This window comes from Micromonospora sp. NPDC000089 (genome assembly GCF_042899365.1).
Classification (GTDB): domain Bacteria; phylum Actinomycetota; class Actinomycetes; order Mycobacteriales; family Micromonosporaceae; genus Micromonospora.
The window spans coordinates 145,291-169,614 of the sequence record NZ_JBIAZT010000012.1 but is presented as its reverse complement, the minus strand read 5'-3'; the positions used below and the strand labels follow the sequence as shown (position 1 = coordinate 169,614).

The 24,324-nt window shown below is 73.5% G+C and carries 20 protein-coding genes; 6 read left to right on the top strand and 14 right to left on the bottom strand.

Going from position 1 to position 24,324, the window contains the following annotated elements; all coding sequences use genetic code 11:
- Nucleotides 1-100: 100 nt before the first annotated feature.
- Nucleotides 101-1,531: an amidase gene (locus tag ACFY3U_RS21465; RefSeq protein WP_387204369.1), complete on the top strand. Its 1,431-nt coding sequence runs from the start codon at nucleotides 101-103 to the stop codon at nucleotides 1,529-1,531.
- Between the two features lie 109 nt (nucleotides 1,532-1,640).
- Complete coding sequence (locus ACFY3U_RS21460) at nucleotides 1,641-3,176, top strand: bifunctional 3-(3-hydroxy-phenyl)propionate/3-hydroxycinnamic acid hydroxylase (protein ID WP_387204366.1); 1,536 nt, start codon at nucleotides 1,641-1,643, stop codon at nucleotides 3,174-3,176.
- Nucleotides 3,177-3,452: 276 nt separating this feature from the next.
- Here the strand turns inward: ACFY3U_RS21460 and ACFY3U_RS21455 are convergent, their stop codons facing one another.
- Genes ACFY3U_RS21455 through ACFY3U_RS21425 form a run of 7 tightly spaced genes read right to left on the bottom strand, consistent with a single transcriptional unit; the run spans nucleotide 3,453 to nucleotide 11,137 of the window.
- Entirely contained in the window at nucleotides 3,453-4,127 is a 675-nt protein-coding gene (locus ACFY3U_RS21455; protein ID WP_387204363.1) for a TetR/AcrR family transcriptional regulator, read from the bottom strand.
- Complete coding sequence (locus ACFY3U_RS21450; RefSeq protein ID WP_387204360.1) at nucleotides 4,124-6,259, bottom strand: prolyl oligopeptidase family serine peptidase; 2,136 nt, start codon at nucleotides 6,257-6,259, stop codon at nucleotides 4,124-4,126. Before ACFY3U_RS21450 ends, ACFY3U_RS21455 begins: the two co-directional genes overlap by 4 nt.
- On the bottom strand, nucleotides 6,256-7,170 hold the full coding sequence (locus ACFY3U_RS21445) for a polysaccharide deacetylase (protein ID WP_387204357.1): 915 nt from the start codon (nucleotides 7,168-7,170) through the stop codon (nucleotides 6,256-6,258). Before ACFY3U_RS21445 ends, ACFY3U_RS21450 begins: the two co-directional genes overlap by 4 nt.
- Nucleotides 7,167-8,117: an ABC transporter substrate-binding protein gene (locus ACFY3U_RS21440; protein WP_387204354.1), complete on the bottom strand. Its 951-nt coding sequence runs from the start codon at nucleotides 8,115-8,117 to the stop codon at nucleotides 7,167-7,169. Before ACFY3U_RS21440 ends, ACFY3U_RS21445 begins: the two co-directional genes overlap by 4 nt.
- 23 nt (nucleotides 8,118-8,140) lie before the next feature.
- Entirely contained in the window at nucleotides 8,141-9,373 is a 1,233-nt protein-coding gene (locus tag ACFY3U_RS21435; RefSeq protein WP_387204352.1) for an amidohydrolase family protein, read from the bottom strand.
- Nucleotides 9,374-9,395: 22 nt separating this feature from the next.
- Nucleotides 9,396-10,181, bottom strand: coding sequence for an amino acid ABC transporter ATP-binding protein (locus ACFY3U_RS21430; RefSeq protein WP_387204349.1), 786 nt, complete (start codon nucleotides 10,179-10,181; stop codon nucleotides 9,396-9,398).
- A complete protein-coding gene (locus tag ACFY3U_RS21425) occupies nucleotides 10,181-11,137 on the bottom strand; it encodes an amino acid ABC transporter permease (RefSeq protein ID WP_387204346.1) in 957 nt (318 codons plus the stop codon). The genes ACFY3U_RS21430 and ACFY3U_RS21425 overlap by 1 nt, the downstream gene beginning before the upstream one ends.
- A gap of 215 nt (nucleotides 11,138-11,352) precedes the next feature.
- Here ACFY3U_RS21425 and ACFY3U_RS21420 point away from each other — a divergent pair, with 215 nt between their 5' ends.
- Nucleotides 11,353-11,907, top strand: coding sequence for a hypothetical protein (locus ACFY3U_RS21420; protein WP_387204343.1), 555 nt, complete (start codon nucleotides 11,353-11,355; stop codon nucleotides 11,905-11,907).
- A gap of 150 nt (nucleotides 11,908-12,057) precedes the next feature.
- Here the strand turns inward: ACFY3U_RS21420 and ACFY3U_RS21415 are convergent, their stop codons facing one another.
- Nucleotides 12,058-12,771, bottom strand: coding sequence for a hypothetical protein (locus ACFY3U_RS21415; protein WP_387204340.1), 714 nt, complete (start codon nucleotides 12,769-12,771; stop codon nucleotides 12,058-12,060).
- 235 nt (nucleotides 12,772-13,006) lie between these two features.
- Between ACFY3U_RS21415 and ACFY3U_RS21410 the strand changes: the two genes are divergently transcribed.
- A complete protein-coding gene (locus ACFY3U_RS21410) occupies nucleotides 13,007-13,843 on the top strand; it encodes a glycosyltransferase family 8 protein (RefSeq protein ID WP_387204337.1) in 837 nt (278 codons plus the stop codon).
- A gap of 68 nt (nucleotides 13,844-13,911) precedes the next feature.
- On the opposite strand, the gene ACFY3U_RS21405 is transcribed toward ACFY3U_RS21410, so the two are convergent.
- From ACFY3U_RS21405 to ACFY3U_RS21390, 4 genes are all read right to left on the bottom strand, one after another.
- Nucleotides 13,912-14,277 (bottom strand): VOC family protein, encoded by a 366-nt coding sequence (locus ACFY3U_RS21405; protein WP_387204334.1) that lies wholly within the window; start codon nucleotides 14,275-14,277, stop codon nucleotides 13,912-13,914.
- Nucleotides 14,278-14,295: 18 nt separating this feature from the next.
- Nucleotides 14,296-14,610, bottom strand: coding sequence for a DUF5988 family protein (locus ACFY3U_RS21400; protein WP_387204331.1), 315 nt, complete (start codon nucleotides 14,608-14,610; stop codon nucleotides 14,296-14,298).
- Nucleotides 14,611-14,801: 191 nt separating this feature from the next.
- Nucleotides 14,802-15,542 carry an ABC transporter permease gene (locus tag ACFY3U_RS21395; RefSeq protein WP_387204328.1) on the bottom strand — a complete coding sequence of 247 codons (741 nt, stop codon included), beginning with the start codon at nucleotides 15,540-15,542 and terminating at the stop codon, nucleotides 14,802-14,804.
- A complete protein-coding gene (locus tag ACFY3U_RS21390) occupies nucleotides 15,539-16,471 on the bottom strand; it encodes an ATP-binding cassette domain-containing protein (protein ID WP_387204325.1) in 933 nt (310 codons plus the stop codon). Before ACFY3U_RS21390 ends, ACFY3U_RS21395 begins: the two co-directional genes overlap by 4 nt.
- A gap of 302 nt (nucleotides 16,472-16,773) precedes the next feature.
- Between ACFY3U_RS21390 and ACFY3U_RS21385 the strand changes: the two genes are divergently transcribed.
- The gene (locus ACFY3U_RS21385; protein WP_387204322.1) at nucleotides 16,774-18,180 is read left to right on the top strand and encodes an acyl-CoA synthetase; all 1,407 of its coding nucleotides are present in this window, start codon (nucleotides 16,774-16,776) and stop codon (nucleotides 18,178-18,180) included.
- A 7-nt stretch (nucleotides 18,181-18,187) separates the two neighbouring features.
- Here ACFY3U_RS21385 and ACFY3U_RS21380 read toward each other — a convergent pair whose 3' ends face one another.
- A complete protein-coding gene (locus ACFY3U_RS21380) occupies nucleotides 18,188-18,850 on the bottom strand; it encodes a 4'-phosphopantetheinyl transferase (RefSeq protein WP_387204318.1) in 663 nt (220 codons plus the stop codon).
- Nucleotides 18,851-18,900: 50 nt separating this feature from the next.
- Complete coding sequence (locus tag ACFY3U_RS21375) at nucleotides 18,901-20,289, bottom strand: AMP-binding protein (protein WP_387204315.1); 1,389 nt, start codon at nucleotides 20,287-20,289, stop codon at nucleotides 18,901-18,903.
- 1,066 nt (nucleotides 20,290-21,355) lie between these two features.
- On the opposite strand from ACFY3U_RS21375, the gene ACFY3U_RS21370 reads away from it, so the two are divergent.
- On the top strand, nucleotides 21,356-24,112 hold the full coding sequence (locus ACFY3U_RS21370) for an AAA family ATPase (RefSeq protein WP_387204313.1): 2,757 nt from the start codon (nucleotides 21,356-21,358) through the stop codon (nucleotides 24,110-24,112).
- The last annotated feature ends 212 nt before the right edge of the window (nucleotides 24,113-24,324 follow it).

The following is a 24,324-nucleotide window of genomic DNA, read 5'->3' as shown; positions in this document are numbered from 1 at the left end:
GTAGGGTGGTGCGGTGTCCGCCGAGGACACGCCGGGATGCCGCCCCCTCGGTGCTCCGGTGCTCCCCACGAGCGACCGAAGCGATCGTAGGAGGTTCCCGGTGACCAACGACGGCGGCGCCGAGGAACTGTGCTGGAAGCCGGCGGCGGAGCTGGCCGCCCTGGTACGGGCCCGCGACGTCTCACCGAGCGAGCTCGCCGAGGCGTTCCTCGACCGGATCGACCGGGTCGACCCCGACCTGAACGCGTTCGTGCACCACGACCCGGAGCAGGTCCGGGCGGACGCGCGGCGGCTCACCGAGGCGGTCGCCCGGGGCGACGAGCTCGGCCCGCTGGCCGGCGTCCCGTACGCGATCAAGCTGTTGACCTCGATGAAGGGGTTGCCCTACAACTCCGGGATGCCGCCGTTCCGCGACCGGATGGGTGAGGTCGACGCGGCGGTGCCGGCCCGGATGCGCGCGGCGGGCGGGCTCTTCCTCGGCAAGACCAACGCCCCCGAGGGCGGCTACTACGGCGGCACCGACAACCACCTCTACGGGCCCACCCACAACGCCTGGCGGCAGGGCCTCTCGCCGGGCGGGTCCAGCGGCGGCTCGGCGGCGGCGGTGGCGTCCGGGCTGACCCCGATCGCCGAGGGCGCGGACGGGGCCGGGTCGGTACGGATCCCGTCGGCGTGCAACGGGGTGGTCGGCTTCAAGCCGTCGCTCGGCCGGGCCCCGCAGACGCTGCTGCCGTCCCGGTACGCCACCTGGTGCTTCCACGGGCCGATCGCCCGCACCGTGGCGGACGCCGCGCTGATGCTGGATGTGATCTCCGGCGAGGACGTCAGTGACCCGCTCTCGCTGCCCGACCCGGCCGGCCGGTTCGTCGACGTCCTCGACCGGCCGATCCAGGGGCTGCGGGTCGCCTGGTCGCCCGACCTGGGCTACGCCGACGTGGACCCGGAGATCGTCGAGGTCTGCGAGCGGGCGGTGCAGGCGTTCACCGACCTCGGCGCGACCGTGGAGCGGGCCGACCCCGGCTGGGACGACCCCGAGCAGGCGATGTGGGAGAGCATCTGGGTGCCCGGCTTCGCCTGCGAGGTGGACCTGGCCGACTGGGAGTCGCTGCCCGGCCAGGTGGACGACGGCTTCATCGAGCTGATGCGGCAGGCCGGCGAGCTGTCGGTCGCCCGGTACGGGCGCGCCGACGCCGCGCGCGGCCGGATGTGGGACCAGTTCGCCGCCTTCATGGGCCGCTTCGACGTGCTGGTCAGCCCCACGCTGGCCCGGTCGCCGTACCCGGTCGGTCAGCTGTGCCCGGACGACCTGCTCGGCGAGTCGTTGCAGCGGCGGGTGCTGGGCTGGCTGCTGACCTACCCGTACAACATGCTGGCGACCCCCGCGATCACCGTGCCCGCCGGGTTCACCGCGGCCGGCCTGCCGGTCGGGCTACAGATCGGCGGCGGCCTGCACGCCGACGCGCTGGTGCTGAACGTGGCCGCGCAGTTCGAGCGGGCCCGACCCTGGCACGACCGGCGCCCACCCCGCTGACCACGCCCGTCGCCGGGCGAGGACCCCGACGCGGTTCGACGACCGGTCCCCGGTCGGGAAGAATCGCCGGCGGTGGTTCTTCGCCGGCGAACGGGGTGGGGTGATCGGGATGACCGTCCACTCGGCACCCGCCGGCCCGCCCGGGGCCGGTCCGGTGCGGACGGTGCCCGTGGTGGTCGTCGGCGCGGGCCCTACCGGGCTCACCGTCGCCACCCTGCTCGGCCAGTACGGCGTCGAGTGCCTCGTCCTCGACCGCTGGGCGACAATCTATCCGCGCCCCCGGGCCGTGGCCCTGGACGACGAGGTGCACCGGATCCTGGCCCGGCTCGGGCTGCGCGACGCCTTCGCCGCGATCTCCCGGCCGCACCGCGGCCTGCGCCTGCTCGACCGGGACCTGCGGGTGCTGGCCGAGTTCGCCCGGGACACCGCGCCCGGCCGACACGGCTACCCGCAGGGCAGCATGTTCCACCAGCCGGAGCTGGAGGCCATCCTGCGGGACAACCTCCGCCGGTACCCGACGGTCACCCTGCGCGGTGGCGCCGAGGTCACCGCGCTGACCCAGGACCCGGAGGGGGTACGGGTCGACGTCACCGACACCGGCGGCCAGGAGACGATCCGGGCGGCGTACCTGCTTGGCTGCGACGGCGCCAACGGGCCGACCCGACCGGCCATCCGCGCCACCATGCGCGAGCTGGGTTTCACCCAGCGCTGGCTGGTCGTGGACGTGGCCACCGAGGCCGACCTCGGCCAGTGGGAGGGCGTGCACCAGCTCTCCGACCCGGCGCGCGCCGGCACCTACATGCGCGTCGGGCGGACCCGCTACCGCTGGGAGTTCCGGCTGCGCCCCGGCGAGAGCGCCGACGACTTCCGCGACCTGGCCCGACTGCACCCGCTGATCGCCCGGTGGACCCCGGACGTGCCGCGGTCGGCGCTGGAGCTGGTCCGGGTCGCGGAGTACACCTTCCGGGCGCAGGTGGCCGACCGGTGGCGCGACCGGCGGATGTTCCTGCTCGGCGACGCCGCCCACCTCACCCCGCCGTTCATCGGCCAGGGACTGGGCGCCGGGCTGCGCGACGCGATGAACCTGGCCTGGAAGCTGGCCGGCGTGCTCGACGGCAGACAGCCGGGAACCGTGCTGGACAGCTACCAGGTGGAGCGCGAGCGGCACGTCCGGGCCATGATCAGGCTGGCGAAGCTGCTCGGCACCGCCATGACGGCCGGCGGCGAGCTGGGCGACGTGGTCCGGCGGGCGGTGGCGCCCCGACTGCACCTGGTGCCCGGGCTGACCGCAATGGCGACGGACAGCCGGACCCCACCGCTGCGCCGCTCCGCCCTGGTGGCGCGGCCCCGGCTGCGCCGCGGCCTGGCCGGCGGGCTGTGCCCGAACGCGGTGGTGGACGGCGACCGGCGCTTCGACGACGTGGCCGCCGGCCGATGGGCGGTCGTCACGTCCGTCGCGCCGACCGCCGCGCAGCGCGCCGCCGTGCAGCGGCGCGGGGCGGTGCTGGTGGTCGCCCGGCCGGCCGGCGAACTGCACCGCTGGCTCCGGGCGGGCGGGGCCCGGGTGGCCGTCGTCCGGCCCGACGGGGCGGTGCTGCGGGCCGGCCGGCGGCTGCTCCCCCGCATGATCGACGCCGTGCACTGACGCGCTGCCGCGCGGACGGTCCGGTCGTACGATCAACGCGTCCAGCGCCACGCGGAGGTCTCATGAGCCAGAATCGGGCCGCCCTGGCCGGCCAGTTGCGCCACCGGACCGGTCGACCCGGCCAGCCTGACCATCCTGGTCACCGTCATCGCGCTGGTCGCGCTGTCGGCGCTGGTCGAGGTGGTCGGGCACGAGCTGGTGGGCTTCCGGCACACCATGCGGGCGATCGACGGAGACTGACCGGCCGGTCTCCGCACCGGGCGCGGGTCCAGTGGGCTACGGCAGCGGCTCGGACGGTTCCAGCTGCAGGGCCATCGCCGCGGCCGCGACCTCGGGCAGCGTCGTGACGTCGGTCAGCAGGGCGCGGAGGGTGAACCCCGCGACGAAGGTGGGCACGTCCACCCGCGGCGACGGCCGGCCGGCGTGCGCCATCCGGATGGTGTTCAGGTTCATGCCGGAGATGAGTTCCTGGGTGAGCACCGGGTCGGCCGGGCGCAGGGAGCCGTCCTCGTTCCCGGCGCGGACCAGTTCCTGGATGTCCCGGCGCAGCCGCTGGGCCTTCGCCCGCCACTGGTGGAAGTCGGGCGCGTCCATCAGCTCGTCCCGGTGCACCCCGGTCAGGTCGTATGGCGACGCGAGCAGGTGGTCGGTGTCGAACCACACGTACCGGTAGATGCGCACGGCCGCGGGTTGCGGCACGGCGAGCATCTGCCGGGCGACCTCGGAGGGCCGCTCCAGGCTGTAGCGCAGCAGCTCCTCGACGATCGCCTGCTTGCTCGGGAAGTGGAAGAACAGCGACGGCTGGCGTACGCCCACCGCCTCGGCGATGTCCCGGGTGGCGGTGCCGTAGTAGCCGCGGACGGCGAACTGCCGGGACGCCTCGACGAGGATCCGCTTGCGGGTCGCGGCGCCCCGCGTCGGCCGGCTCGCCGGCTGTCGTGCCGTGGTCACTGTCGAAGCCCTTCCTGTCCACGCTGGGTCGGCCGGTGGCCGGCGTCCCTGCGACCGGGAACCGGAAGGTCCATAGTGTCAGCCGCCCAGGCGAGGAGCGCCGCGTGGAACGCGACGGATTCGTGGCGTCCGGGTGGCGCCCAGTGCCCCCGGGGCCCCAGGTCGACCCGGAACAGCACCGCCGCCGGGTCGGTCTGGTCGGCGCGCAGCCGGGTCACCCAACGGGCGGGTTCCCAGACCGAGACCCGGGGATCGTTGATCGCGGAGGTGACCAGCAGCCGGGGCCGACCGCCGGGCGGTGGCGGATTGTCGTACGGCGACCAGGACAGCATCCGGCGCAGGTCCGGCTCACGTCGTGGATCTCCCCACTCGTCGCGCTCGACGACGACCAGGGGCGCGGTCGGGTCGGACATGGTGGTGACCGGGTCGACGAACGGCGCTTCGGCGACGACACCGGCGAACAGGTCCGGCGCGGTGCTGTAGGCGACGCCCATCAGCAGACCGCCGGCGGACAGGCCGCGGGCCACGATGCGCTCCGGATCCACCAGACCGGCGCGCAGCCGCCGGGCGACGTCCACGAAGTCGTCGAAGGTGCGGTGCTTGTCCGCGGTCCGGCCGGCCCGCCACCAGGCCCGGCCGAGTTCGCCGCCGCCGCGCACGTGCGCGTGGGCGTAGACCACGCCGGCCTCGACCAGCGCCAGGCGGGCGGGGTCGAAGGTCGGCTCGATGACCGTCTCCCACGCACCGTAGCCGTAGAGCAGGCAGGGGGCTGCGCCGTCCAGCGGCACGTCACGGCGGCGCAGCACGGTGACCGGCACCTGGGCGCCATCGCGGGCGGTGACGGTGAGTCGCTCGACCACCGTGGGCGCCGCCGGGGCGGCCGGCGCGGCGGCGAGCCGGGTCGTGACCGCACCGGTGCGCAGGTCGAGGGTGTCGAACCAGGAGGGCTGCCGCAGGCTGTCGCCGGCGAGGCAGACGGTGCCGGTCGGGCTGTCGTACGGGGCGACGGTGAACGTGGTGCCCGGGTCGGCCAGGTGCGTGGTGATCGGCCCCGTCCGGCCGGGGTCGAGCACCCACAGCGCGGGCAGGCCGTCCTGCCGACCGGTGGCGACCACCAGACCGTCGTGTCCGGCCAGGGTGCGCGGCCGCCGGGTGGCGGCGGGCGGCAGCAGTACCCGGACCGGTTCGGTGTCCGCCCGGTGCCCGCGGTGCAGGCCGATCACGTACCGGTCGGCGTCCGTCTCGGCGCAGACCACGAGGTGCGGCCGCCCGTCCAGCAGCACCGGTTCGACGAGGTAGTCGTGCCCCTCCGTACGGCCGCCGGCGCTGCGGGGTGTGGTCTCGGCGGACGTCAGGTCGAGCAGCCACTCCTCGGCGGTGAGCCGGGCGGCGGCGCGCAGGACGGCGTACCGGCCGTCACCGCTGGTGCGCAGGCCGAGGTGGAAGCGCTCGTCGTCCTCCTGGTGCAGCAGCACCGGCGGCCCGTCGTGGCGGGGCCGGTGACACCAGAGCTGGTACGGGCGGTCGGCCGCGTCGGCCCGCACGGACAGCAGCCGCTGGCCGTCCGGGCTCCAGGCGAGCCCGTAGTACACCCGGTCGGACAGCTTCCGCTCCCGGCCGGTCGCCAGCTCGCGGACCCGCAACCGGTACGCCTCGTCACCGGTCACGTCGACGGTGTAGGCGAGCAGTTCACCGGTGGGGTCGACCGCCGCGTCGCCGAGCCGGACGAAGCCGGTGTCGGAGAGGCCGGCGACGTCGAGGACGACCCGCTCGTCGGTTGTGTCCGCGCCCCGGCCGGCACCGACACGCACCAACCGGGGGTGTTCGGAGTGGTGCGGCCAGTGCCAGTGGAAGGTTCCGGCGCCGGCGGACCAGGTGGGGGTGGCGGCGGTCGGGGGCAGCAGGTCGAGGGCCCGGCGGGTCAACGCGTCCTGCTGGCCGGCGAAGCGCCGGGACTGCTCGTCGTGGAAGGCCCGCTCCCGGCGCAGCAGGTCGCGCAGCGCCGGCCCGCGATCGGGGTCGCGCAGCCAACCGAGGTCGTCCGGCACCCGGGCGTCGCCGAGGGGCCGGGTGCGGTCGTTCGGGCGGCCGTCCGGCTGGGCGGGCCCGGGGTCGGTGGGGGCGCTCGTCATCGGTGATCTCCCGTGCTCAGGGTGTGCTCGGCCAGCTCCCGGTGGGTGGCGAACCACACGCCGTCGTCCGAGGCGATCCGGACGAGCAGCGCGGCCAGCACGGTGAACGGCCCGCGCCGGCCGATCAGGTCCGGGTGCAGGGTGAGCTGGAACAGCCCGTTCTCGGCGCGGGCCTGCGCGTACTCGCGCCACCACGCCGCGCCGAGGGCGCCGGGGTCGGGCACCGGGCGCAGGGTGTCGTGCCGGTCCATGACGAGATACGCGGCGTCGTCCCGGAACCAGTCCACCGGGATCTCGGCCAGCCCGGACGGCACGCCGTCCAGCAGCAGCTCGTACGGGTCGTCGTCGGCCATCAGCGAGGAGTCGTAGCGCAGCCCGGCGTCGCGGGCGATGTGCAGGGTGTGCCGGGAGGTGCCGAGCGAGGGGGTGCGCTGGCCGACCGGGCGGGACCCGCTCAGCCGCTCCAGCAGGTCGAGTGAGCGGGTGAGCAACTTCGCCTCCTCGTCCGGGTCGAGCAGTTCGGGTCGTTCGTGGATCCAGCCGTGCGCGGCGACCTCGTGGCCGGCGGCGACCACCGCGCGGACGTCCCCGGGGTGCAGGGACGCGGCCACCGCGGGGACGAAGAAGGTGGCCGGGGCGGCGTGCCGGTCGAGCAGGTCGAGGATGCGGCCCAGGCCCCGCCGTGAGCCGTACTCGCCGGCCGACAGCAGCCCCGGCCACAGCTGGCCCTCGCGCAGCCACGGCGTCTCGTGGTCCACGTCGAACGACAGGGCCACCGCCACCCGGGCGCCGCCGGGCCACGGGTCGGCGCGGCGGCCGGCCCGGACCCGGTTCACCTCGGCGGTCACCCCGCCCGGGGACCACCGCCACGGCAGGGTCCCCGGAACGGGGGTGCTGATGTCGTCGGTCACGAGAAGAGCGGCTCTTCGACGATCTTGTTGATCTCGATCGCGTCGACCAGGATCCGTTCCTGGCCGTACTTGGCGTACAGGGACTTGATGGTGCCGTCCGCGAGCAGCTTCTTCAGTGCGGCGGCGACGGCGTCGCGCAGCTGCGGGGCGTTCTTCGGAATGCCGGCGCCCACCCAGCGGGGCAGGTACCCGAACGGCCGGTCGGCGGGAGTCACGATGTCGTACGCCGCGCCCTCGGGCTTGGTCTTCAGGTCCGCGGCCGTGGCGACGCCCAGGTAGACCGCGGCGGCCTGGCCGCTCTTGAGCGCCAGCAGCGCGTCGGAGGTCTTGGGCAGCTCCTTGACGGCCATCTTCGGCTTGCCCTGCCCGGCGCAGTAGGCGTCCAGGTCCTTGAAGTAGGCCTCGGTGACGTTGCCGCCCTCGACCGAGAGGGTCTTACCGCACATGTCCCGGATCTCGGTGATCTTCTCCGGGTTGCCCTTGGCCACCAGCAGGATCTGGCCCTGCTTCGAGTAGTTGACGAAGTCGAGCACCTTCTCCCGCTCGGGGGTGTCGCCGATGCTGGCCAGCACCATGTCGTGCTTGCCGGCCTGCAGCGCGGGGATGACGGCGTTGTAGTCGACCGAGGTCCACTCGGCCTTCGTGCCGAGCGTGGCGGCGATCGCGTTGCCGAGGTCGACGTCGAGGCCGACGAGCTTCTGCTGGGCGTCGAAGTACTCGAACGGCGGGTACGGCGCGGAGGTGACGATCCGGATCGACTTCTTGTACTGGGCCGGCAGCGTCTTCGCGGCCTCGGCGTCGGTGCGTACCGTCAGGCCGTTGATCGTGGTGGTGGCGTCGGCGGGCGTCGCCGCGTCGCCGGAGTCCGACCCGCAGCCGGACAGGGCGAGGGTGGCCAGCAGGCTGCCGGCGACGGCGGTGGTCAGGAGGCGGAGGGTGGGACGCATGCTTGCTCCTAGACGGAGAGGAATCAGAGGGTGTTGACGTGCGGTTCGCCGTCCTTCATCACCAGTCGCACGGCGCCGGGGGCGCCGAGGACGGAGATGTCGGTCAGCGGGTCCCCGTTGACGATCAGCAGGTCGGCGCGGCGGCCCGGCTCGACGACACCGAGGTCGTCGCGGCCGATCAGCTCGGCGTTGACCGAGGTGGCGCTGCGCAGGGTCGCTGCGGCGCCCAGTACCTCCGCCTTGAGCTCCAACTCGTGGTTGAGCCAGGCGATCTCCTCACCGAGCAGGTCGCTGCCCGAACCCATCCGCACCCCGTGCCGCGCGGCGACTTCCAGGGAGTGCAGGGCGGCGTTCGCGGCGCTGTCGACCTTCTCGGTGATCTCCGGCGGGTAGTCGTAGCGTTCCGGGTGCCGGCTGGCCATCACGTAGGTGGCGACCGTGGGCACCAGGAAGGTGTCGTGCGCGGCCATCAGGCCGGCGGCCTCGTCGTCGAGGAAGTTGCCGTGCTCGATGGTGCGCGCGCCGGCCCGGACGGCGCGGGTGATGGCGATCGACGGTAGTGCGTGCGCGGCGACGTACACGCCGGCCATCTCCGCCTCCTCGACGACGATCCGCAGCTCCTCCTCCGAGTACTGGGGCCGGTCGAGCTTGTCGGTCGGTGAGGCGGCGCCGCCGCTGGCCATCACCTTGACGAAGTCCGCGCCCATCCGGACCTGCTCGCGGACGGCGCGGCGGACCTCACTCACCCCGTCGGCGATGGAGAAGACCATGCCGTAGTGCCCGCCGCGGCAGGGCTCATCGGTCTGGGCGCGGGTGCGCATGTCGCCGTGCCCGCCGGTCTGGCTGAGCATCCGATTGCTGATCACGATCCGCGGCCCGGCGATCAGCCGTTGCCCGACGGCCTGCTTGAACCCCCAGTCGGTGCCGCCGCAGTCGCGCACCGTGGTGTAGCCGAGGTCCAGCAGGTGCCGCAGCCGGTGGGCCATCTTGAACGCCATCAGGCTGGGGCTGTAGCGGTCGGCCTGGGTCTCGAAGTAGACGTCGACGGCGCCGATGTGCACGTGCGCGTCGATCAGTCCGGGCAGCAACGTCCCGCCGCCGCCGTCGATCCGCTCGCCGTCGGTCGAGGTGCCCGCGCCGTCGGTGTGCACCTCCTGGATCAGGCCGTCGGCGACGACGACCGTGACCCCCTCGGCGGGCTCGGTGCCCCGGCCGTCGAAGAGGGACACGTTGGACAGGATCAGGGGCTGAGGCATGTGCTTGTCTCCCGGGCGCGGTTCAGAGGACTTTGGAGAGGAAGGAACGCGTACGGGCGTTGGCCGGCTGGTCGATCACCTGGGCCGGCGGCCCGGACTCGACCACGACACCGCCGTCCATGAAGGTGACCGTGTCGGCGACCTCGCGGGCGAAGTTGATCTCGTGGGTGACGACGATCATCGTCATGCCGTCGGTGGCGAGCTGCTTCATCACGTCCAGCACGTCGCCGACCAACTCCGGGTCCAGGGCGCTGGTGGGCTCGTCGAAGAGCATCAGCTGGGGCCGCATCGCCAGCGCCCGGGCGATCGCCACCCGCTGCTGCTGGCCGCCGGACAGCTGCCGGGGGAACGCGTCCGCCTTGTCGGCCAGGCCGACCCGATCGAGCAGTTCCAGGCCGTGCGCGCGGGCCTGGGCCCGCGGCTCCCGGCGTACCCGGATCGGCGCCTCGACGAGGTTGTCCAGCACCTTCATGTGCGGGAAGAGGTTGAACTGCTGGAAGACCATGCCCACCGCGGTCCGCTGCCGGGCGATCTTGCGCTGCGGAAGCTCCTGCAGGTGGTCGCCGACCCGGCGGTAGCCGATGTACTCGCCCGCCACCTCCAGGCTGCCGGAGTCGATCTTCTCCAGGTGGTTGACACAGCGCAGGAAGGTCGACTTGCCGGACCCGCTGGGGCCCAGCAGGCAGAGCACCTCGCCGCGGCGCACCTGCAGGTCGATGCCGCGCAGCACCTCCAGCCGGCCGAAGCTCTTGCGCACGTCGACGGCCCGGACGACCACGTCCGGCGGGGTGCCGGGTGCCGTACTCATCACGCCTCCTTCGCTGGGCGCCGGGCCGCGATGCCGAGCAGCCGGGACCACATGGACGGGGCCGCGGCGAGGTGGCCGCGACCGAACCGGCGTTCCAGCCAGGCCTGCGGGACCGACAGCAGCGTGGTCAGCGCGAGGTACCACAGCGCGGCCACCACCAGCAGCGGGATGACCTGGTAGTTCTGGGAGTAGATCCGTTGCAGGTTGGTCATCAGGTCCTGACCGGCGATGACCGAGACCAGGGCGGTGGTCTTGAGCATGGTGATGACCTCGTTGCCCATCGGCGGGATGATGACCCGCATCGCCTGGGGCAGCACCACGCGCCGGGTCGTCGCCGCCGGGGTCATCGCGAGCGACAGCGCCGCCTCGGTCTGGCCGCGGTCCACCGAGCTGATCCCGCCGCGCACGATCTCCGCGGCGTACGCCACCTCGTTCAGCCCGAGCGCCAGGGTCGCGGCCAGGAACGGGGTGATGATGTCGCTCGTGCGGCCCTCGAGGAAGACCACGTCGGTGAACGGGATGCCCAGTTGCAGCGTCGGGTAGAGCGCGCCCAGGTAGCCCCAGAAGATGATCTGCACCAGGACCGGGGTGCCGCGGAAGAACCAGATGAAGGCGCGGGCGAGCCCGGACAGCACCGGGTTCGTCGACAACCGCATGATCGCGACGGCGGTGCCGCCGACGATTCCGATGACCATGGCGAGGGCCGTCAGGTAGAGCGTGACCACGATCCCCTTGAGCGTCACCGGGGCGAACAGGTACTCGCGTACCACCGGCCAGTTGACGTTCGGGTTCTTCAACAGTGAGGACAGCAGCGCGGCGGCGATGGTCAGCACGACCAGCGCGCAGACCCAGCGCCAGGGATGCCGCAGCGGACGTACCGGCAGGGTCGCCCCGGCTGGCGGGACGTCCCGTGGTGCGGATCGGGACGCGCCGTCCCGGGTGGATGTCTCGTTCATCAACCGCCCTCTCGGGCCGACCACCCTGGACGTCGTGCGTGGGTGGCGAGTGCACCGCAGCCTATCGAAAGATAGGTAAAGCACAAGATGTCGCGCCATCACTCTGCGTGTTCGCCACGGCCGGAAGGATCGCCGGTCGTTCGCGCTGGGCGAAATCGTTACGTCGTTGCGGGGTAATTATGTAATCATGTAATCCGAACACCGTAGGAGGTGCCATGTCCCCTCGTACCGCCCCGCCCGGGGCACGCCAGGACCCGCCGGCCGCCGACGACGCCGCGGGTTGGATCACCGGGGCCGTTCCGGACGGCTGGTTCACCGAGCCGCCCCAGGTCGTGACGGACCGCGAAGAAATCATCATCTGGGGGCGCCTGCCCGAGCCTCAGCTGGCCGACGACGCCACCGAGGCCGACCGCACCGCCGCCCAGGCCGGTCGGATCCACCAGTTCCGGGAGAACACCCGCGACGACCGGATCCGGGTCGCCCGCCAGGTCGAGCACCGCTACCAGCGCAAGGCGAGCTGGGGCATCCGGTGCGGTGAGAGCGAGCAGCTCTTCTCGCACCTGGCCGCGCCGGTGATGACCCGGCTGCGTCAGCCCGAGCGGCACGTCCTCGACACGCTGGTGGACGCGGGCGTCGCCCGGTCCCGCGCGGACGCGCTGGCCTGGTGCGTCCGACTGGTCGGTCGGCACACCGACGACTGGCTCTCCCAGCTGCGGCAGGCCATGTCCACGGTGGACGACCTGCGGCGGCAGGGCCCCGACGGGGCCTGAGCGGCGCACCGCGCACTGCGGGAGGCGCACGCGGGAACGAGCGTGATGACTCTGAGGCATGTTGATGCCTCAGAGTCATCACGCCGTTCCGAACATCATCGGCCGTGCACCGTCACGCTCCGTAGCCCGCCGGCCCCGGCCGAGGCCGCCTCAGGCCAGCAGCACCTCACGCATCCGCGCGCCGAGGTTGATCGCGCCGACCACCCGGGGGTGACCCGGATCGTGCACGTCGAGGGCGTTGTTGCGGCGCATCAGCTCACGGACCGGCGGCGGCAGCCGGGGCGGGTCGTCCATCGCGGCGAGGACCCGGGCGGCGGTCGTGTTCAGCCGCTCGACCAGGGCGACGGCGTCGGTGTCGACCCGCACCCGGCCGTACTCCCAGCCGGCGGCGGTGAGGTCGAGCAGCTCGAACAGCCGGGTGAGCAGCGGGCTCGGGTCGGTCACCCGGTCCAGCCGGGACGCCCCGTCGCCGACCACCGCGACGGCGGCGGCCACCTGCGCGTACGGGTGGAGGCCGCCGGGCAGCGTGAACAGCGGCCACCGCAGCACCGGGCCGGCCTCCTTCCACAGTGGCCGGTAGTTGCGTCGGTGCACCAGCAGGCGCCGCCCCGTCCGCCGGTGCACGTCGTGGGCCTGCGCCCGCAGATCCGCGTAGGCCTCGTCGGCGGCCTCGTTCACGATCATGGTGGCCACCACCAGCCCGTCGTCCCCGCCGAGCAGCCGGGCGACCGCCTCGGCCTGGTCGGGGAACCGGATCCGGGCCTGGGCGCCGTAGTGTTGCCGCAGGTCCCGCAGCAGCGCCTGCTGCCGTACCGGATCGAGCTGAACCGGGTCGCCACCCAGCAGCCGCCGCAGCCAGCCCATCTCGCCTCGCTTCAACCGCCGGTCGGAACGCGGCAATGCTAGTGCGTCGAACCCGCCGCACCTCGTGTCGGGGGTGACCGGTGCGGGCCCGCCCCTGGGGCGGGCGGAAATGAGGGGCGATTTCAGGGGTCGCCGTTCGGACCCCCTGAGGACATTGATGATCCTTGCCGCGCCGGCAACCCCACGGCTACCTTCTCGACGTTGCGCTCACGCACGGCCACGAAGGAGAGCACCCGTGGACCTCACCCTGACCTTTGACAACGCGTACGCCGCGCACGCCGCGGTCGTCCTGTCGACCGTCGCCGAGTCGAACCCGGGCGAGGAGCTTCGGTACTGGCTGGTCGCCGCCGACGACGTGCCGGCCAGCACCCGCGCCACGCTCACCCGCATCGCCGGGCCGCACGCGACCGTGGAGTTCCTGCGGGTGGACGCCGCCCAGGTGAATCTGCCCAAGGGCGTCGACCCGCTGATGGCGTACCTGTCGCCGGCGATGTACCTGCGGCTGCTGGTGCCGGCCGCGCTCCCGGCGGACGTGCGGCGGCTGCTCTACCTGGACTGCGACACGATGTGCCTGAACAGCCTGAAGCCGCTGTTCGAGGTGGACATGGGCGGGGTGCCGCTCGGCGGGGTGCGGGACCCGTTCAACCGCCGGCTGCTGGACATGGGCGGCATCCCCGGCCTGGCCGGCTACGACCACCTCGACCCGCACGCGATCTACTTCAACTCCGGCGTGCTGCTGATCGACGTGCCGCGCTGGAAGGAGTGCGAGGTGACCGAGGTGTCACTGGACTACCTGCGCCGGCACGCGCACGAGTCCCGCTACCCGGACCAGGACGCGCTCAACTTCGCGGTGCACGGCAACTGGCTGCGACTGTCGCACCGGTGGAACGACCTGATGGCCTGGCGGCGGGAGCCGGCGTTCGGCGGCAAGCTCACCGACTCGGCCATCATCCACACCGCCGGCCCGGTCAAGCCCTGGCAGCCCGCCTTCCCGCAGGGCGCTCGGCGGGACCTCTACTGGCAGCACCGCCGGCGCAGTGGCGGCGGCCTCGGCTCGACGCTGCGCCGCTGATCGTCAGACCGACCGCAGCGGCCCCGCCACCGTCGTCGGTGTCGGGGCCGCTGCTCATCGTCGGACAGCTACGGGCCCGGCACCGCCCAGCGCAGTCCGGCCGGGTCGCGGAACACCACTCCGAACGGCGGGCCGCTGTTCGTCGGTTCGAGCGTCGCGCCGGCGGCCAGTGCCCGCTGCACCAGCAGGTTCGGATCGGCCGGGGTGAGCGGCAGCGGGACCGCCGGGCTTCCCGGCCCGGCCGGTCGGTCGGACCACTCGCTCACCGTCAGCCGGTGACCGCCGACCACCAACTCGGCGTGCAGGACGCGGCCGTCCAGCAGGCACTCCCGCTGCACCGGCACCGCCTCGAAGACCTCCGCGTAGAACGCGGTCACCGTGGCCACGTCGGTCACCGTCAGGTGCGCTCCGTTGCGCGGATCCCCGACGTCCATCGCGCTACCGCCTCTCGTTCACTCGGCGATACGGGTCCGGCCGGTCCAGCGGAACACCGCCGGCGAGCCGTCGATGGCTAAGGCGGCATCCCGCTCGAAGTGCTCGTAGCCCCCGTAGTGCCGGACCTTGATCTTGGATTCCACCGGGGACACCCGGTGGCTGCGCAGCTCTGCCGGCAGCGTCGCCGGCCCACCCTCCAGCACCGCCTCGACGATGCCGGTGGCGTCCGCGCCTATCTGGTGGGCCGTCATCGGCCAGGCGGTCCGGTCGTCAGCGTTGACGAAGGACGACGCCGTCCGGACGGCCGGGGCGGGATCGGAAGAAGCTGTCATGGCACGACCTCCGTCGCTCGTACGTTCCGCCTCGCCGTGCGCGCGGCAACCGTGCCGCACGCAGGTGCCGGGCAGGTCGCCGCCGATCTCCACCGGGTGGCGGGAAGGCGGCCTCCCGTGCGGTACGAACGTAATCCCGCTCACACTTCGGAAGAACCCTTAGCCGCCCCCTACCGGCGCGGCCACGGGCCCTACTCCCAGCGGAACAGGCGGGTGGCGAGCAGGCAGCCCAGGACCGCGGTGCCGGCCAGCACCAGCAGCTGCGACACGGACGGATCCCGCCCGGCCCAGGCCGCCGAGATGGTGTCCACGGTGGCGCCGAGCGGCGAGTATTCGCCGATCCGGGCCAGCACCGTGGGCATCTGGTCGCGTGGCAGCCAGGCCCCGGCCAGGAACAGCAGCGGGAAGAACAGCGTCGGCCCGATGGACTGCGCCGCTCGCGCCGACGGCGCGAGCGCGGCGATCAGCAGGCCGATCGCGAACAGGCAGGCCACGCCGAGCAGGAAGGCCAGCACGAAACCGGGCAGGTTGGCCGGCGCCGGCTGGTCCAGCAGCAGGCGTACGCCGATCGCGGTGACCACCGCGCCCGCCACGCCCATGGCCAGGTTGACCACCACCTGGGCGACGAGCAGCAGCGCCGGGCTGACCGGGGTGGTGGCGAGCCGCCGCAGCACCCTCCGCTCCCGGTAGATGCCCAGCGCCATCGGAAGCGTGAAGAGCGCGAGCATCCCGATCGTGAGCGAGAGCGCGATCGAGGGCAGGAAGGTCAGCTCGCCGTGCTGGCCGGTAGTCGCCTCCTGGCCGCCGCCGCGCTGCGGCAGCCCGAACACCAGCATGAGGCCGAGCGGCAACGCGAAGACAAAGAACAGCGAGACCGGCTCGCGCAGGAACAGCTTCGCCTCGACGGCGACGAGCTTGGACAGGGCGTTCACGAGGACCTTCCGTCGAGCGCCGGCGGCGTGCCGGGGTGGCCGGTGAGAGAGACGAAGGCGTCGTCCAACGTGGGCTGGTCGACCCGGAGGCCGGAGTAGCGGATCTTCCGCTCGGTCAGCGCCGACAGCACCGCCTGCAACACCTCCTCCGGACCGGTGACGGTGACCTCGTCGCCGTCCCGGCGGACCGAGGTGACCTCGGGCAGGGCGGAGAGCACGGTGTCGTCCACCTCGTCGAGCGGGCGGAAGTGCACCCGGTGCTCGGCGTCCACCCGGGACATCAGGCCGGCCGGGGTGTCGATGGCGACGACCCGGCCGGCGTCGATCAGGGCGAGCCGGTCGCAGAGCCGCTCCGCCTCGGCCATGAAGTGGGTGACCAGCACCACCGTCACGCCCCGGTCGCGGATCCGCTCGACCAGATCCCAGGTGTCGCGCCGGCCCTTCGGGTCCAGCCCGGTGGTCAGCTCGTCGAGGATGGCGATCTCGGGGCGACCGACCAGCGCCAGCGCCACCGAGAGGCGCTGCTTCTGACCGCCGGAGAGCTTGTGGAAGGCGGTGTTGCGCTGCTCGGCCAGGCCCAGGTCGGCGAGCAGCTCGTCGATGTCGGCGCGGTTGCGGTAGAAGGACCGGTAGAGGTCCAGCGCCTCGCGTACCCGCAGCTTGTCGGGGAGCTGGCTCTCCTGGAGCTGGGCGCCGACCCGCTGGCGCACCTCGGTGCGGTCGCGCACCGGGTCCAGGCCGAGCACCCTGACGGTGCCGCCGTCGGCGCGGCGCAGGCCCTGCACGCACTCCACCGTGGTGGTCTTGCCGGCGCCGTTGCGGCCCAGCACGCCGAAGATCTCGCCCTGCTCCACGGTGAACGAGACGTCGTCGACGGCCACCTTGTCGCCGTACCTCTTGTGCAGGTGTTCGACTTCGATGACCGGCATCTGGCGGGGTCCTCCGTCACGTACGGTTGCCGCCGGTCCCTTGGGGTGTCGCGGCGTCGGGTGCGGGAATCGGGACGGCCCGCGCGGGCCGTCCCGACCATCATCCGGGCAACCGAGGGCGGGTTCAACCCATCGGCCGATGAATCGGGGGTGTCGGCCGGTGGCCAGGGGTGTCGGCCGGTCACCCGGCGTGTCGGCCACCGCCGGGCCTCGCGCGCAGCGGCGCAGGGGTGGCCGCCCCCGGACGATCCGGTTACGGTCGGGGCGTCCGCCGACGGCGACGAACCGCGAGAGGGGCGCCCGTGCCGCTGCTGAGCTGGCTCGACGGATCCACCGACGAACGTCCGGACGCGGTCCGCGTCGACGACCGGTCGCTGTCCTGGGTGGAGCTGCGCCGGGCGGCCGCCGCGGTCGCCGACGACCTGCACGGGGTACGCCGCGTCGCCGTGCCCGCGACGGCGAGCCTGGAGACCGTGGTGGGTGTGGTCGGCGGGCTGCTGGCCGGCGCGGCGGTGGTGCCGGTGCCGCCGGACGCCGGGCCGGTGGAGCGCGACCACGTGCTGCGCGACTCGGGGGCCGAGGTGGTGGTGGCGCCGCCCGGCGCGCCGCCCCTGGACGGGCCGGTCGCACCGCCGATCGTCCCGGTGGACCTGGCCCGGCGCTCGGACACCCGGCATCCCGAGCCGGACGCGACGGCCACCGCGCTGATCCTCTACACCAGCGGCACCACGGGAGCGCCGAAGGGCGCGGTGCTGTCCCGGCGCGCGGTCGCCGCCTGCCTGGACGGGCTCGCCGACGCCTGGGCCTGGACGCCGGACGACCTGCTGGCGCACGGGCTGCCGCTGTTCCACGTGCACGGTCTGGTGCTCGGCGTGCTCGGCCCGCTGCGAATCGGCAGTCGCCTGCACCACGTCGGCCGCCCCAGCCCCGACCGGTACGCGGCCGCGGCCGGCTCGCTCTACTTCGGCGTACCCACCATCTGGTCGCGAATCGCCGCGGCGCCGGCGGCGCGGGCACTGAGCGGCGCCCGGCTGCTGGTCTCCGGCAGCGCCGCACTCCCGGAACCGGTCTTCACCGCGCTCGCCGAGCTGACCGGCCACCGCCCGATCGAGCGGTACGGCATGACCGAGACGCTGATCACGGTGAGCGCCCGGGCGGACGGGCCCCGGCGGCCGGGCACGGTGGGGGTGCCGCTGCCCGGCGTGCACTCCCGGGTGGTCGACGAGCGAGGCGCACCGCTGCCCACCGACGGCGCGGCCATGGGCGAGCTCCAGGTGCGCGGCACCACGCTCTTCGACGGCTACCTCAACCGGCCGGACGCCGACGCGGCGGCCCGGACCTCGGACGGCTGGTTCCGCACCGGCGACGTGGCCACGGTCGGCCCGGACGGCGGGCACCGGATCGTCGGCCGGGCCGCCACCGACCTGATCAAGAGCGGCGGCTACCGGATCGGTGCCGGCGAGGTGGAGGACGCGCTGCTGGCCCACCCCGGGGTCCGGGAGGCGGCGGTGGTCGGCACCCCCCACCCCGACCTGGGTCAGCAGGTCACCGCGTACGTGGTCGGCGACGGGTTGGCCGAGGCCGAGCTGATCGACTTCGTGGCCCGCCAGCTGTCCGTGCACAAGCGACCCCGGCAGGTGCGGCTGGTGGACGCGCTGCCCCGCAACGCCATGGGCAAGGTGCAGAAGAACCGGCTGACCGAGGGGTGACGGCCGGTCAGGCGGGCGGCGCCGGGACCGTGACGGCGGTGAGCACGAGCCCTCGGTCGACCAGGAAACGGCCATCGAAGGCGGTCAGCTCCGTCCCGCCGAGCCGCGGCCCGGGCACCAGCAGCCGGGCGCGGAACGTGCCGGCCGGGTCGAACACGATGTCCGCCTCGGCGAAGTCGAGCCAGCGCCCGGTCAACGGAAACCAGGCCTTGTAGACCGACTCCTTCGCGCTGAACAGCAACCGGTCCCAGCAGACGTCGGGGCGGTCGGCGAGCAGCGCGGCGGTGCGGGTGCGCTCGGCCGGCAGCGCGATCGCGTCCAGCACCCCGTCGGGCAGCGGCGCCAGCGGCTCGGCGTCCACCCCGACGCTGCCGATGGCCGTGGCCCGGGCCAGGACGGCGCCGCGGTAGCCGTCGCAGTGGGTCATGCTGCCGACGATCCCGGCCGGCCAGCCCGGGGCGCCCCGGACGCCGGGCAGGATGGCCACCGGGGGCAGGCCCAGCCGGGCCAGCGCCCGCCGGGCGCAGTGCCGGACGGTGGTGAACTCCCGCCGGCGTTTCGCCACCGCGTTGGCGATGATCCGTTCCTCGGCGGGGTGCGGGCGAAGCCCGTCGGGGTCGGTGAAGCACTCCTCCACCACCACTGCCGACGGCAGGATCCGTTCGATCACACGGGGGATGCTAGGCGGTGCGGCCCGCCATGTCCGCCCGCGGTCCGACGTCAGGGGTCGGCTACGGGCAGGTGTCCGCTGAGGCGGATCAGCAGCGACTTGCGGACCCGTCCCTGGGCGCTGCGCGGTAGCTCGTCGACGAAGTGCACCCGACGGGGACGGGCCGCCGCCGAGAGCCGCCGGCCGACGTGGTCGATGAGCGTCTGCGCGGTGAGCCCGGCCGCCGCGACGACGTACGCGACGACCTGCTCGCCGAGCCTGCGGTGCGGCGCGCCGACCACCGCCGCGTCGTGCACCCCGGGATGGGTGAGCAGCACCTCCTCGACCTGGCGGGCCGGCACCGAACGCCCCCCGCAGCGCACCACGTCGGTGCCGGCCGGACCGAGGATCCGGTGGCCGCCGGTCGGCTCGACCGTGGCCAGGTCGCCGGTGGGGTGCCAGCCGTCGGCGGGCGGCGCGGCACCGGGCCGGTCGACGTATCCGCTGAACATCGTCGGGCTCCGGATGCTCAACTCGCCGACAGAGTCGCCGTCGGCGGCCACCGGACGGCCGTCGTGACCCAGCACCCGGGTATGCACGCCGGGCAGCGCGGTGCCGGGCGCCCCGGCCGGCCCGGTGAGCACGACCAGCGTCTCCGTGGTGCCGTACCCCTCCACCGGGTGGTGCGAGGTCAGCAACCGCAACCGCTCCCCTATCGCGGGCGCCAGCGGGGCGTCACCGGAGACCAGCATGCGCGCCCCGGACAGCGTTCGGGCCCGGGGCGCGTCCCGGGCGATGCGGGCCCACTGCCGGGGCAGCGCCAGATAGATGGTGCCGGCCGGACCGGCGGTGGCGTGGCGGTCGAGGTGGACGAACCGGCTGCCCACCCGCAGCGCGCCGAGGAGGCCGACCACCAGCCCGTACGCCCGGAACAGCGGCGCGCCCTGGACGAGTACGTCCTCGTCGCTCCACCGCCAGGCGGCGGCGAGCAGGTCCAGGTCGGCCGCGATGGCCCGGTGCGAGATGCGGACGCCTCGTGAGGGCCCGCCCACGCCACCGGTGTAGAGGATCACCGCATCGCTGCCGGGCGACGGCTCGGGGTGCGTGGCCCAGGACCGCTCCCGCACGTCGACCGGGACGATCGGCAGGGCGGCGCCGCCGGTTGCGCGCCCGAGCAGCACGTCGGCCCGGGACTCGCGCAGGATCCGGTGTCGCTCGGCCGCCTCGGCGCCGGGTGGAATCGGCACCAGCGGCACACCGGCGTGGACGGCGCCGACGATCCCGACCATGGTCTCCAGGCTCGGCGCGGCGTCGACCGCGACCGCCCGGGCGCCGTGGATCCGGCCGGCGACCGCGTTCGCGCAGCCCAGCAGCGCCTCGGCGGAGAGGGTCCGGCCGGCGACCCGAAGCGCGTCGGAGCGGTCCGCCCAGGGTCCCCGCAGCCCGGGCAGAAGCGTCATCGCACCGGGCCCCGATGCCGCGGCGGTGGTTGGCAGATCACGCGCAAACCCTTCACGTCCCGGGCACGCGGCCCGTGGCCGATCTCCCCGTCGGTGTGGCGGATTGTCGTCCGTCGGCTGCGGAGGACAGTCCGAAATTAGGCGGCCGTACGGCGTCAGACAACCCCTAGCATCCGGCCCGACGAGCCGGCGGTCACCGCCGTCGCCGGGCGCGGGCGCGGCCGGATCAGCAGGTAGGGCCGACGGACAAGAGGGTCTTAATGGTTGTTCGCGCTGGTCGTCGAACCATCGAAAGACACACTGCGGACCTGGGTGGAATTGCCGTTGGAATCGCTCTCCTTCCGAATGAAAGACATCTTTGAGCACTCACGATAGCGACATGAAAATGGTTCGGGGGCGGCTGCCCGGGTGCGGGTTCCGTTCTGGCCGACGCTCCGGGAACCGGCTTGTGCCATGAATTCCTTGTTTAACAACAAGTTGCAGCAAAGGGCTTCCAGACGGACCGAAACGGGCAAGTTGGGCGAGAGGAAGGTGGCTCGGCGGCCGCCGGAAACGTCGTGCCGACAATCGGTCGACGCTGGCGGCGGGTGGCTCGTGCACGCAGATCGCAACCACTGGCGGAACGCCCTGTCACCGAGGCCGACGCCCCCTCCGCACCCGGCACCGGCCGATCGGCGTCACGGTGCGGATCGGCTGGATCACTTTCCGCTGTTGTGACTCTCTCCGCGGGCGGATCACACGCCTCCGGGCGAGGCCATGTTTGCCCATCCTTTACATCCCTCGACTTGCCGCCCAATTGCCGGGCTGACATACTCCACTCCATGAATCGGGATCGATAGAGGCGGAGGGCGCCGATCCGCCGGAATGCGGGAACGCAGGCCGGGGTGGTTTCGGCGTATTCAGACCAGGTGTGACGTTCGATGAATCGCGCACGTCGTACCATCGTTTTCGGTATCCGCCAACCGGAATGGGTCAAGAATTTGTGGGCCTCTGACTGCAAGGGGTGTCGCCGGAGACCACGGAGGACCGTCGGCCCGCAGGCCGCCGCCGGGCGGAGGTCCGCCCGATGACGATGGCCGAACGGGACCGGCAGCTCGACGTCCTGACCGATCGGCTCGCCGGTCTGCTCCAGCCGGGCGAACACCCCGTCGCGTCCGGTCCGATCACGCTGATCACCGGGCCGGTCGGGGCCGGCAAGACCACCCTGCTGCAGTCCTTCGCCCGTCGTTGCGCCGACGCGGGAGTCTCCTTCCTCAGCGCCAGCGCCTCCCGCAGCGAACGCACGGTGCCGCTGGAGGTCGTCCGTCAGCTCATCCGCCGAGCCGCGGTGGCCGACGCCGACCGCGACCGGATCAGCCGGACACTGGACCGCGCCGTGCTGCACTGGGCCGAGTCCGCCGACGAGGAGGCGCTCGCCCCGCTCACCGCCGCCATCGGCGGTGAGCTGCTGGAACTGGCGACGCAGGCGCACACCGTGGTCGCCGTCGACGACGTCCAGCACGCCGATGCGCCGTCGCTGCGCTGCCTCGACCACCTGGCCCGGCGGGTCACCGGCCTGCCGGTGCTGATCCTGCTGACCGAGGCGCCCCGTACCCGACCCTGGCACCCCACCGCGTACGCCGAGCTGCTCCAGCCGGCCCGGCTGGACCGGGTGCGGCTGCCCCTGCTCTCGCCCGACGGGACCCACCGGGTCCTGGCCGACCGGCTGGGCGCACCGGTGGCGCGGCGCCTCGCCGACGAGGCGTACCGGATCAGTGGCGGCAATCCCCTGCTGGTGCACGCCCTGGCCGACGACCATGCGGCCGGGGCCGCCGCGTTGACGCCCGGTGAGGCGTTCCGGGAGGCGGTGCTGAGCTGCCTCTACCGGTGCGAGCACCTGGTGCTGAAGACCGCCCGCGCGCTCGCGGTGACCGAGGAACCGCTGCACGGCCCGCTCCTGCCCCACCTGGTGGACCTTCCCTCCGGGCTGAACCTGCACGCGGTCGACGCCGCCACCAGCGCCGGCCTGGTCACGGCCGACGGGCTCCGGCACCCCGCGGTGCGCCGGGCGGTCCTCGACGGGATGACCGGAGAGGAACGCGCCCGGCTGCACCGGACCACCGCCGAACTGCTGCACGACGACGGCGCCCCACCGTCGCGGCTCGCCCCGCACCTGCTGACCACCGACGAGCTGACCGAGCCGTGGATGCCGCAGGCCCTGCTCGACGCGGGCGAGCAGGCACTGGCCGACGGCGACCTGGACACCGGGCGGCGCTACCTGCGCCGCGCCAACCGGGACTGCGACGACGACTGCCTGCGGGCCCGGATCCGCTCCGCCCTGGCCCGGGCCGAATGGCGGCTGGACCCGCAGGGCGCCGTCCCCCACCTGCTCGGTGTCGCCACGGCGGTCCGTGCCGGGCACCTGAGCACCCGACAGGCCGTCGGCCCGATCCAGTACCTGCTCTGGCACGGCCAGATCGGCCGGGCGGTCGAGCTCATCCGTCATCTCGGCGAGCGTCCGGACACCGTGGACGCGCACTCGGCCGCCGACCTGATCATCATCAGGGGCTGGATGTCCACGCTCTACCCCGGGGTCCCGCTCGACGGCCCCACACCGGCGGGCGCGACCCGTGATCCACTCGCGCTGGCCCGGATCAAGCACCGGCTACGCGGCGTTCTCCTGCTCGGCACCGTGTTGGAGCGCGGCGACCTGGGCGCGCTCGAGGACGCCGAGCGGACGCTCGGGACCCTCGGGCTGGAGGACGAGACGAGCATGTGGAACGTCGTGTGCACGGTGCTCGCCATGATCTACGCCGACCGGCTGGACCTGGCCGGCGAGTGGTGCGACCGACTGGACAGCATCGCCTCCGCCCGGGGGCATCGCACGCCGCGGGCCCTGCTCGCCGCGGTCGCCGCCGCCGTGGCCGGTCGGCGCGGCGACCTCCGCCAGGCACGGGACCTGGCCGAGTCGGCGCTCAACCGGTTGTCGCCGAAGGCCTGGGGCGTGGTCATCGGCGCGCCGCTGGCCGTACGGCTGCGGACGCTGACCTGTCTGGAGGAGTGGGAGGAGGCGGCGGCCTGCCTGCGTACGCCGGTGCCGCCGGCACTGTTCGAGACGCCGTTCGGTCTGCACTACCTGCACGCCCGGGGGTTGCACGCGCTCGCGGCGGGCAGTCCCGAGGCGGCCCTGGCCGACTTCCAGCTCTGCGGGCAGCTGATGACCTCCTGGCGGTTGGACGTGGCGCCGCTGGTCCCCTGGCGCACCGAGTCGGCGCGGGCGCTGCTGCGGATGGGCCGCCGGCAGCCGGCCGAGAAGGCGCTCCGGGAAGAGTTGGACCGGCTCCGCCCGACCGATCTGCGCTACCGCGGCGCCGCGCTGCGGGTGCTCGGCACCGTGCACGAGGGCGCCGAGCGGATCCGGCACCTGTGCCACGCGGTGCGGCTGCTGCGCCAGTGCGACGACCGGGTCGAGCTGGCCCGCGCGCTCGGCGACCTCAGTCAGGCCCAGCAGGAAAGCGGCGACCTGCGCCAGGCGCGCGGCACCGCCCGGGCCGCGCGGGACCTCGCCGACCAGTGCGGGGTCCCGGTGCTGCGACCGGCGGCCGGCACCGGCCGGAGCACCGCACCCGGTCCCGCCGCCGAGCCGGGGGTCCTGCTCACCGGCCTGAGCGACGCCGAATCGCGGGTCGCCGCGCTGGCCGCGCAGGGGCACACCAACCGGGAGATCGCCGAGCGGATGTTCCTCACCGTCAGTGCCATCGAGCAGCGGCTGACCCGGATCTACCGCAAACTCGACGTCAACTCGCGCAGCGAACTGGCCGCCCGGCTCCGCGTCGACCACTGAGGACGGCCGATCGGCCGCCCCGTCCCACCCGGACGGCCCACGCCGTCCGGCCGTCCGGCGTGCGGCTACCGGCGCACCGGGATCCGATCCACTCGATCGACTGCCATCGACCATCCATCATGGTGAAACCTGCCCGTCATCCGACCGGACGAGGCACCCCTTCCGGTCAGCGGGACAACCCCTAACGGCTCGTCGGCACCGCAGGTTTAGCG